This is a genomic window from Lishizhenia sp., from assembly GCF_057456495.1.
Genome location: NZ_JBVCPV010000129.1, coordinates 1 through 8,700, shown reverse-complemented (window position 1 = coordinate 8,700; position 8,700 = coordinate 1). Strand labels below are relative to the sequence as shown.

Annotated in this window: 11 protein-coding genes; 7 read left to right on the top strand and 4 right to left on the bottom strand. The window is 37.2% G+C overall.

Going from position 1 to position 8,700, the window contains the following annotated elements; genetic code table 11:
• The 7 genes from AC22ZQ_RS09895 to AC22ZQ_RS09865 all read left to right on the top strand — a co-directional run.
• Positions 1-227, top strand: a 227-nt coding sequence (locus AC22ZQ_RS09895; RefSeq protein WP_318958624.1) for a hypothetical protein, incomplete at its 5' end; no start/stop codon positions are given.
• Positions 228-313: 86 nt separating this feature from the next.
• On the top strand, positions 314-664 hold the full coding sequence (locus tag AC22ZQ_RS09890) for a hypothetical protein (RefSeq protein WP_318958623.1): 351 nt from the start codon (positions 314-316) through the stop codon (positions 662-664).
• A 58-nt stretch (positions 665-722) separates the two neighbouring features.
• A complete protein-coding gene (locus AC22ZQ_RS09885; RefSeq protein WP_318958622.1) occupies positions 723-1,265 on the top strand; it encodes a hypothetical protein in 543 nt (180 codons plus the stop codon).
• Between the two features lie 90 nt (positions 1,266-1,355).
• Positions 1,356-3,680: a TonB-dependent receptor gene (locus tag AC22ZQ_RS09880; RefSeq protein ID WP_318958621.1), complete on the top strand. Its 2,325-nt coding sequence runs from the start codon at positions 1,356-1,358 to the stop codon at positions 3,678-3,680.
• A gap of 43 nt (positions 3,681-3,723) precedes the next feature.
• A complete protein-coding gene (locus tag AC22ZQ_RS09875; protein WP_318958620.1) occupies positions 3,724-4,614 on the top strand; it encodes a heme/hemin ABC transporter substrate-binding protein in 891 nt (296 codons plus the stop codon).
• The gene (locus tag AC22ZQ_RS09870; RefSeq protein ID WP_318958619.1) at positions 4,607-5,617 is read left to right on the top strand and encodes a FecCD family ABC transporter permease; all 1,011 of its coding nucleotides are present in this window, start codon (positions 4,607-4,609) and stop codon (positions 5,615-5,617) included. Before AC22ZQ_RS09875 ends, AC22ZQ_RS09870 begins: the two co-directional genes overlap by 8 nt.
• A complete protein-coding gene (locus AC22ZQ_RS09865) occupies positions 5,618-6,385 on the top strand; it encodes an ABC transporter ATP-binding protein (protein WP_318958618.1) in 768 nt (255 codons plus the stop codon).
• A 1-nt stretch (position 6,386) separates the two neighbouring features.
• Here the strand turns inward: AC22ZQ_RS09865 and AC22ZQ_RS09860 are convergent, their stop codons facing one another.
• The 4 genes from AC22ZQ_RS09860 to AC22ZQ_RS09845 form a co-directional block, all read right to left on the bottom strand.
• The gene (locus AC22ZQ_RS09860) at positions 6,387-6,701 is read right to left on the bottom strand and encodes a hypothetical protein (RefSeq protein ID WP_318958617.1); all 315 of its coding nucleotides are present in this window, start codon (positions 6,699-6,701) and stop codon (positions 6,387-6,389) included.
• Between the two features lie 84 nt (positions 6,702-6,785).
• Positions 6,786-7,904, bottom strand: coding sequence for a glycosyltransferase family 4 protein (locus AC22ZQ_RS09855; protein ID WP_318958616.1), 1,119 nt, complete (start codon positions 7,902-7,904; stop codon positions 6,786-6,788).
• A gap of 39 nt (positions 7,905-7,943) precedes the next feature.
• Positions 7,944-8,285: a tRNA-binding protein gene (locus AC22ZQ_RS09850; protein WP_318958615.1), complete on the bottom strand. Its 342-nt coding sequence runs from the start codon at positions 8,283-8,285 to the stop codon at positions 7,944-7,946.
• Positions 8,286-8,344: 59 nt separating this feature from the next.
• Positions 8,345-8,700 (bottom strand): DUF3891 family protein (locus tag AC22ZQ_RS09845; protein ID WP_318958614.1); only part of this gene is annotated, 356 nt, incomplete at its 5' end.

The window sequence follows — 8,700 nt, the reverse complement described above, 5'->3', positions numbered from 1 at the left end:
TAGGAGGGTATTATGAACATGGAAACCAGCATACTGAAAACGGTAAAATTGTGTTCAACACTGGAGGGAATGCTTTTCTGGCAGATTTAGGTGTGGCCGTTAAAGGAAGCAAGATGACTTATTGGATTAAATACCTGCCTGTGGTTCATCAAGTCTACAACGTGGATAATTTAAGCAGTATTACCGGTGGAAACCGTTTGAACCTAGGGATACGTTTTCGTTTTTAATACAAGGAATTTGACATTTTTAGTTGAATTCTAATGGGCTGGTAATGGCTTTACATAACAAATATTTATATTTGCTTTCCTAGAGAATGAAGGTATTATCTTACATATTGAAGAGTAGTGGTCTACGGTTATTAATCGTATTGGTCGCTACTCTTTTTTGTATACAACCTTCTCTAGCACTTCCACAAAATTATACTTTGGATAACACCTTAAGTATTCATCAATCTTCGGAGGATGAATCTAACATGGAATTGATGACCACTGAAGAAGAGGAAGAAAATGAGGAGCAATCTAAATCATTAGCAATCAACACTATTGGTAGTTCTAATTTTGAGGTTGTTTATTCAGATGTAAGTGCATCAAATATTTCGTGCTTTCAACAGCTAGGTGAATCTAATCACCTGTTCATTGAATTTGGGTGTCTGAAAATACCTTAGTGAAGTTTAACTTCTCTACCTTATAAACCACCCTTTTCATTCAATTTTAATTAGTGCGTTGAAAAAACACATCTTACATACGATTATCGTGGTCTTTTCCATCGTTTTACTCTTTCCTTTTATAGGTTTGAGGATAATGTATGGGGTGCAAAAGTCGGCGGTGCGACATGAGGTGAGGACTATGATTAAACATGGGGCTGCAGAAGACGAACTGGTTCATTTTAAGTTTGCTTTAAAAGACACTGCCCATGTCATGGAATGGAAACATGCGCGTGAATTTAAATACCTCGAAACAATGTACGATATTGTACATCGCGCATATGACGGGGATAGTGTTGTATACAAATGTTGGAAGGATACTAAAGAAACAATTTTAAGTAAGCGATATACCGCTTGGTTTCAGGCAGCTTTAAATCAGAGTACACCTTTACAAAAGTCTAAAACGCATGTCCTATGCACAGCCGATAAGTGGAATAACTTTAATGCTATAGTAGTTCATACGGAGTATTACCCTCATTCAAGGGAATGGATAAATAGTTTTGTTTCCAATTATACTTCTCGTTTTAAAGAAGTGCAAGGACCACCCCCTCAATTCCTTTAATTTCTTATCAAGTGAGTCCCTTAACAGATGGGACGATTAATCAATTTAAAGAAATTAACTCCCTTGGAAACAAGGGATAAAAGGATAATAATGAATAAATTTTTAACCGTATTTATTCTAATGGCGTCGTTGTATGCTGTTGGACAAGATTCTTTGCGTGGAATCATTATAGACAACTACACGCAAACACCGATTAAGGAAGCCATTGTTAATAATGGAAATCAAACAGTAATTACTCAAGAGGATGGTCGTTTTGCTTTGTCTTGTACTGGAAATATGACCATTAAGGTGAGTCAGGAAAACTATGAAACATGGCAAGCGAAAGACCTTTCTTGTAATTCAGAGCTCGTAGTAAGAATGAATGCTACAGCATTAAACCTCAGTACTTTTGAGGTAAGAGGAGAGAAGATGGTCAATCAAAGCGATGCATCTACTGCTCAATCGGTAAACGTACTCTCAGAAAAAGACTTGAACCGTACAACGGGCTTGTTTTTGGAGGAAGCAGTTAACTTACAAACGGGTGTACGTATGGAAAAGCGCACCATGAGTGGAGGACAGCGATTTACCATTCGTGGATATGGAAACAATACCAATTTCAACGGAATGGGTTACAAAGCTTACTTCAATGGTATTCCTTTAACCGATGCAAATGGAACAACCATTTTAGATGATATAGACTTTTCCACTTTAGGTAAAGTTGAAATTATTAAAGGACCAGCTTCTAGTTTATACGGAACAGGTATTGGAGGCGTTGTGAACATGTATACAGCAAAACCAAAGCAATTCGGAACCTCTATAGAAGAAAATATAATTGCTGGAAGTTATGGTTTGTTGCGATCTACTACTTCGCTAAAAAGTAATACAGAAACTTCTACTATTGCCTTAAATTATGGTGTCCAAAACTATGATGGATACAGAGTTCACTCTGCTTCACAAAAGAGGTATCTATCCTTTATGGGTGATTTTAACGTAAATAAAAAACAAAGCTTCTCAACCTATTTCGCTTACAATAATTCTTACGAGGAATTGGCCGGTCAACTCGATAGTGCTAAGTTTTTTAATCGAGAGAATGTTGGGGAGGAAAAGTATTTGAAGAATAATGGTCGTGTAGAAATAGAAAGCTATCGTGCAGGATTAACGCATAATTATGCGTTCAACAAATACATCTCTAATCAAACAACGGCTTTTTTGTCTAGTAGTACTTTAACCCAGGCTTATGCGGTTGGTTTATCGGATAACATTTCACAAAATGTAGGTGGTCGTTCGGTATTTACTTTATTCTTCCCACTTGGAAAGAAATATGAACTCACTGGAAATATTGGTGCTGAAATTCAACAATCCAAGGGGAATTACAAGTCTTTTGGCTTAATGAATTCAGTTTTGGGAGACCTAAGAGCTAATAATGATATTACAGCTTTCCAAGGTAATTATTTCATGGAGTGGAACTTGGAAATGCCTTACCGTTTTCGATTAAGTGCTGGTGCAAGTGCCAACCAGATCAATTATACTGTACTTGATAGAATGGCAACCTCAGGGAATACAAACCATTTAGATGGGTCTGGTACGCATCAGTTTAACACGGTAATTACTCCCCGCATTGCTTTAGAAAAAGAGTTGGGTAAACATCAAATGGTATTTATCAATGTTGCGCAAGGTTATTCACCGCCAACTACTTCTGATTTTGTAATCGCCTACACGGGTGAAATCAACAAAAACTTGAAACCCGAAATGGCTACTCAAATAGAATTGGGAACTCGTGGAAGTGTACTCCAAAACAAATTGTCTTGGCAAGTAGCAATCTTTGATATGAATATCAAAGACAAAATTACTGCTAAAGCCGTTGTAGACGATTCGGGTGTTGTTTTATATTCTTACGGAGTTAATGCCGGTAATCAAAGGAATTTAGGAGCTGAAATGGCTTTGTCTTATGTTATCGTTAAGGATGAAAAGAAAACACTTTCCTTGTTACGTCCGTTTGCAAACTTTACCTACAATGCCTTTACTTACAGTGATTTTAAGAGCGATGCTAACGACAACACGCAAACCAGAGACTACACTGGAAATACAGTAATTGGTGTTCCTCCTATGGTTTTTAATGCAGGTATTGATGCTGAAACAAATTTTGGAGTTTACGCGAATGTTAACTTCCAATATGTGGATGATATGTACGTTACTTTTGATAATGCACACAGTGCTCCAGCTTACACGTTATTAAATGCGAAAGTTGGTTATCATAAAGAGTTTGGAAAGCATTTGAAGGTGGATGCTTTTGTAGGTGGAAATAACCTTACAAATTCATTGTATTACAACATGGTGTTTGTGAATTGGGAAAAAGGTCCTAAACCTTCTATCTATGCTCCAGGTGCTTATGAAGCATTATTCTATGGAGGATTGAAATTGAACTATACATTTTAACCATTATTTAAATCGGGAGCGAAAGCTCCCGGTTCTTTCGCATATGAAAAATTTATTTAAAATTTTGGGTACAGGTGCCCTTTTATTGGCCTGTAGTTCACCCAATAATGAGCAAGAGGTAGCAAAAATTGAACAGGGTCCTGAACCCCGAATCATTAGTGCTTCCAAACAGTATACTGAGTTTATATATGCCTTGGGAGCAACCGATAATTTGGTAGGTGTGGATTTGAGTAGTACTTATCCTAAAGCCGCGCAATCTTTACCGAATATCGGTTATCACATGCACCTTGGTCTGGAGGGGATTATGTCTTTAAAACCAAGTTTACTCCTTCATAAAGGTGGTCACTTTAGTATAGGCCCCAAACAAGTGGTAGATCAATTAGAAAACTTGAATTTACCCATGCATTCCTTTGAAAATAAAGCAAAGGATATTACGAGTACGAAGAAGTTGTTAAGAGAAATGGGGACCTATTTTGGTAAACAAGTAGAGGCTGATTCCTTGTGCCAAAAATTAGATCAGGATCTATTAATGGTGAAAGATAAACTTGGAGTTCAATCGGATACCGTTAAGGTTGTCGTAATTCATTTTGGTCAGGCCATGAACATATACCTTGCCGTTGGAGCAGAAAGCGTTGCCGGAAAAATGGTGGAAATGGCCGGCGGAAAGATTTGTATCGAAAAGAAAGGTATGGAGCGTATTACGTCCCCAGAACTTATAGCTGAAGCTAATCCAGATGTGATTTTATTAACGGATTTTGGATACGATAGATTGGGGAGTAAGGAAAAAGTTATGGAACTCCCGGGGATAGCAGAGACCAATGCTGCAAAGTCTGGTAAAATATACAGAATAGAGGGCTATGACATCATTTACTTTGGTCCGAGAACAGGAGAAAATGTTTTAAAACTTCACGAAATACTCCATAGAAATGACTAAGGCTGTTTGGACTGTTGTTGTAGGTTTTCTAATTCTAGGAGGGGTAATGATTATGGCGGTAAAACTTGGAGCAGTTGCTGTAAGTTTAGAGGATATTTTACAAGCGCTTTCAAAAATGGGTAGTAATGAAACATTGACCACCCATGAGGCTATTTTCATGAATATCCGATTACCACGTGTATTACTAACGGCCTTAGTAGGAGCGATATTAGCGTTGGGAGGTGTATTATTACAAGCACTTTTTTTAAACCCAATCGTTGAACCAGGGTTGGTGGGAACATCAAGTGGAGCGGCATTTGGAGCTGCATTATACTTTACTTTAGGTGTAAACCTACCTTTGGGAGAGTTTGGATTACCCTTGCTCGCATTTTTGGGAGGAGTATTGTCTACCACGTTGGTTTTTGTGTTATCTCAAAATAAAAAAGGGAAGCTTGCTGTAGTGGCATTATTGTTATCAGGTTTGGCAATCAATGCTCTTTTCTTAAGTGGAGTAGGCTTTCTCTCATATTTGGCCAGAGACCCGCAGGCAAGATCTATCACTTTTTGGAATTTAGGAACAACTTCCGGGGCAAACTGGGATAATTTGAAAATAATGACTTTGGCATTCCTTTTTTGTTTGATAGTAGCATTGCGCTATGCCAAATCCTTGAATGCACTTATTTTAGGAGAAGATGAAGCTGTATACCTTGGTGTTAATGTAAAGCGGTTAAAATTCATCATTCTTTTTTTAAATGTTTTAATGATAGCTGTGGCTACTGCGTTTACAGGTGTGATTAGTTTCGTAGGCTTGGTAGTACCCCATTTAGTGCGCATGTTTCTGGGGTCAGAAAATAAACGTTTAATGGTTGTAAGTACATTGGTGGGAGCTGTTCTACTTTGTTTATCGGATTTACTATCACGTACCTTGTTTGCGCCAGCAGAGTTACCCATTGGTATACTTACTACTCTTATAGGTGTTCCCGTTTTTATTTACCTCTTACGCAAGAATAACTATCAATTTTAGATGAAAATAGAAGGAGTTGAATTTAAGATTAAGCAAAGGGTTATCGCACAAGTAAACGATGCCTATTTAGAAGAAGGAAAGATTCATTTTATCGTTGGAAAGAACGGTGCTGGAAAAACTTCTCTTCTTAAAATTTTAAGTGGATTAGAGAAAAATTACACCGGTGACATACATTTTCTGGGAAGAAATCTGTCTGATTGGAGTACAGAGGATCTTGCTCAACGAAGAGCAGTATTGTCACAATCTAATTTTAATGCATTTCCCATAAAAGTTGAGGAATTGGTGATGATGGGACGTTATCCTTACTTCAAACAGAATGCCTCGCAGCGCGACAAGGAGATTGTAGCCGAGGCAATTAACTTATTCAATTTAGACGAATTTGTAGGTCGGGATTTTTTAAGTTTGAGCGGAGGAGAAAGACAACGCGTGCTTTTTGCGAAGTGCATAGCCCAAGTTTGGGGAAAAGAACAACATAGAAAATATTTGTTTTTAGATGAGCCTTTGACGTATTTAGATGTAGAGTATCAAGTTCAGTTTTTAAGGTTGTTACACGAGTTGATTGATCGTTTTAACTTAACTGTTGTTGGAGTGATTCACGATATCAATTTAGCTGTGAATTACGGTGAAAACTTCTTGTTAATGCACAAGGGAAAATGTGTAGAGCAAGGTTCAGCTTCTGAAGTTTTAAATCTTGAAAATATGAGAAAATACTTTAGAGTTTCGCCTGAGGTTATAGCAAGTAGATCGAGTAACTTCTTTGTCTTTTAACTTATTTATCCAGGGAATAATATTGGAGCACTTCATTCATAACTCTGTCTGAAGTTTTGGAGTTAAAATGTGTGTCGAGGAAAAGTTTATCAATTAATGGCTGAGCATCTGCGGCTATTTTTTGGTAATCTTTTTCTCCATACAATGTATTGAAGGGTACTTTGAGAATACGATGTAGCTTTTTTGCGCTTGTTATAAATTGTAGGGTGTATTCTTTCTGCTTGGCTTCGTCTTTAGAAGATAAATCCAAGATGATTTCCTCTAGAATTACATTGATTAATTCACGGGTACTTTTGATTTCATCCTTCTTCTTCACGGTTATAAAAATGCCAAAATTACAACTGTAGGAGAGTAAGAGATGTTTAATTAGACCAAAGGATTATTTTTTTAGATGAATAACCTACTTCTTAATGTGTGGTGATAATAAGTCCTCAAGGGCAGCGCATACAGAGGTTTTTGTAAACGTTTTTAACGCCTTTTCTTGCGCTTTGGAACCCATTTCTATCGCAGCTTCATAATTCTTATAAAGCCCATTAAACTGTGTTGAGAAATCTTTAATGTTATTGACTTCGTAGAGCTTGCCATAGATCCCTTGACCTAAAATTTCTGGCGTGCCGGCAGATCTTGTTCCTATTATTGGCAATCCATAGCTCATTGCTTCAATGGTTACCATACCAAAAGTTTCTCCCTCCGAAGCCATTACAAATACATCAATTGCCTTGTAAAACGCTTCTGTATCTTTCATAAAAGGCCTAAAATGAATTTTATTGTTGAGCCCCAAGTTTTGGACTTCATCTTGTAAAAGTTGATAGTAATCCTCTCCTTCATTATGGGTAAGGTCACCCACTATGAGTAATTCAACATCTTTATGTTCTTTTTCTAACTCCGCCAATGCTTTGATTAAAAAATGTTGACCTTTCAAAGGATCCAAGCGTCCAAGAATTCCTAATATGAACTTGTCTTGAGGTATTTCGAGTTGTCTTCTAGCTTCTTCTTTATTGAGTTTTGTTCCTGCTACTTTATCGGTCGCTAATGGAATTTGATGGATCTTGTGGGCTGGGAAATTGGTGTTTTCTTTTACCTGTTCTGCTAGAAACTCTAACGGTGAAATCCAAAGGTCTATTTTAGAGAACCTACGTGTATGAAAAATGTCCTTTTTCTTCACGTCGATTTGCATGGCTTGTTGGTAGATGATTTTAAAGCCTTTGTTCAATTTGGATTTTACAAGCCCCATGATATTCATATCGCGTCTGTCTCTTATCCAAACGGCCTTCACCTTATCCTTTTTAAATTGCTTGCTTACCTTACTCGCATTGCTGTAATCAAAGTACTTTTTATTGTGGGCTACGTAGCGTACAGGAATTTGGTATTCCTTGTTTTTCTCATCGATGTAAGCATCTTTGACGCAGTACAATACCACATTAAAACCACGTTCGCGCATCCATTGAGCGTAGCGGATAAAGTTCATTTCTAAACCTCCCCAACTCACCGAACTACAGTAAAAAGCAAGTGTTTCCATAATTATAAATCAGTGCTAAAATACAGCTTTTTCTAGGCTTTAGGCGATGCGAGCACCGTTTTTCAATTTCAATCCTGGTTCTATTAAAGTAACGTCTTTGTCATCTCCTAAAGCTCCGAGCACTAAACATTCGCTCATGATGTTGGCAATTTGTTTAGGAGGAAAATTAACCACAGCCACAATTTGTTTTCCAACCAAGTCTTCGGGTTGGTATAAAGAAGTGATTTGGGCAGAGGTTTTTCGTTTTCCTATGGGACCGAAATCGATCACCATTTTATAGGCAGGGTTTCTAACCTCTTTAAAGATCTCTGCTGTTTCTATTGTCCCTACGCGCATTTCTACTTTAGAAAATTCTTCCCAAGTCAATGTATTGTCTGTCATTTTATTTTTTCGAACTTGAAGATTAAACTTTGCTAAATCTAACAGATATTAATTCTTATTTACTTTAAAAATCTATTGATATCTGTATTTTTTCCGTAAACCACTAAAATTTCATTTTTACCAATTCGTGTTTCCGATGAAGCTACACCCGTACTGCGTTTGTCTAGTTTAATTTCTGGAAATTCCTCTTTAAGATCTTTATGCAAAAAACAACAGTGCATAGAAGTTAATAAAGCCACCCAACAACCTCGATAAAGAGAATCTTTGACGTGTTGACGCAGTTTTTCGACACAAACTTCTTCTTGTAACGTAAAATCCATCGGTGTTCCTGCTGGTGTTAATTGATTTTCTTCCCATTCTTTTTCAAGATCGTCATGATGAGAAATCGCAGCGATCGTATTAATAATAAGTGAAG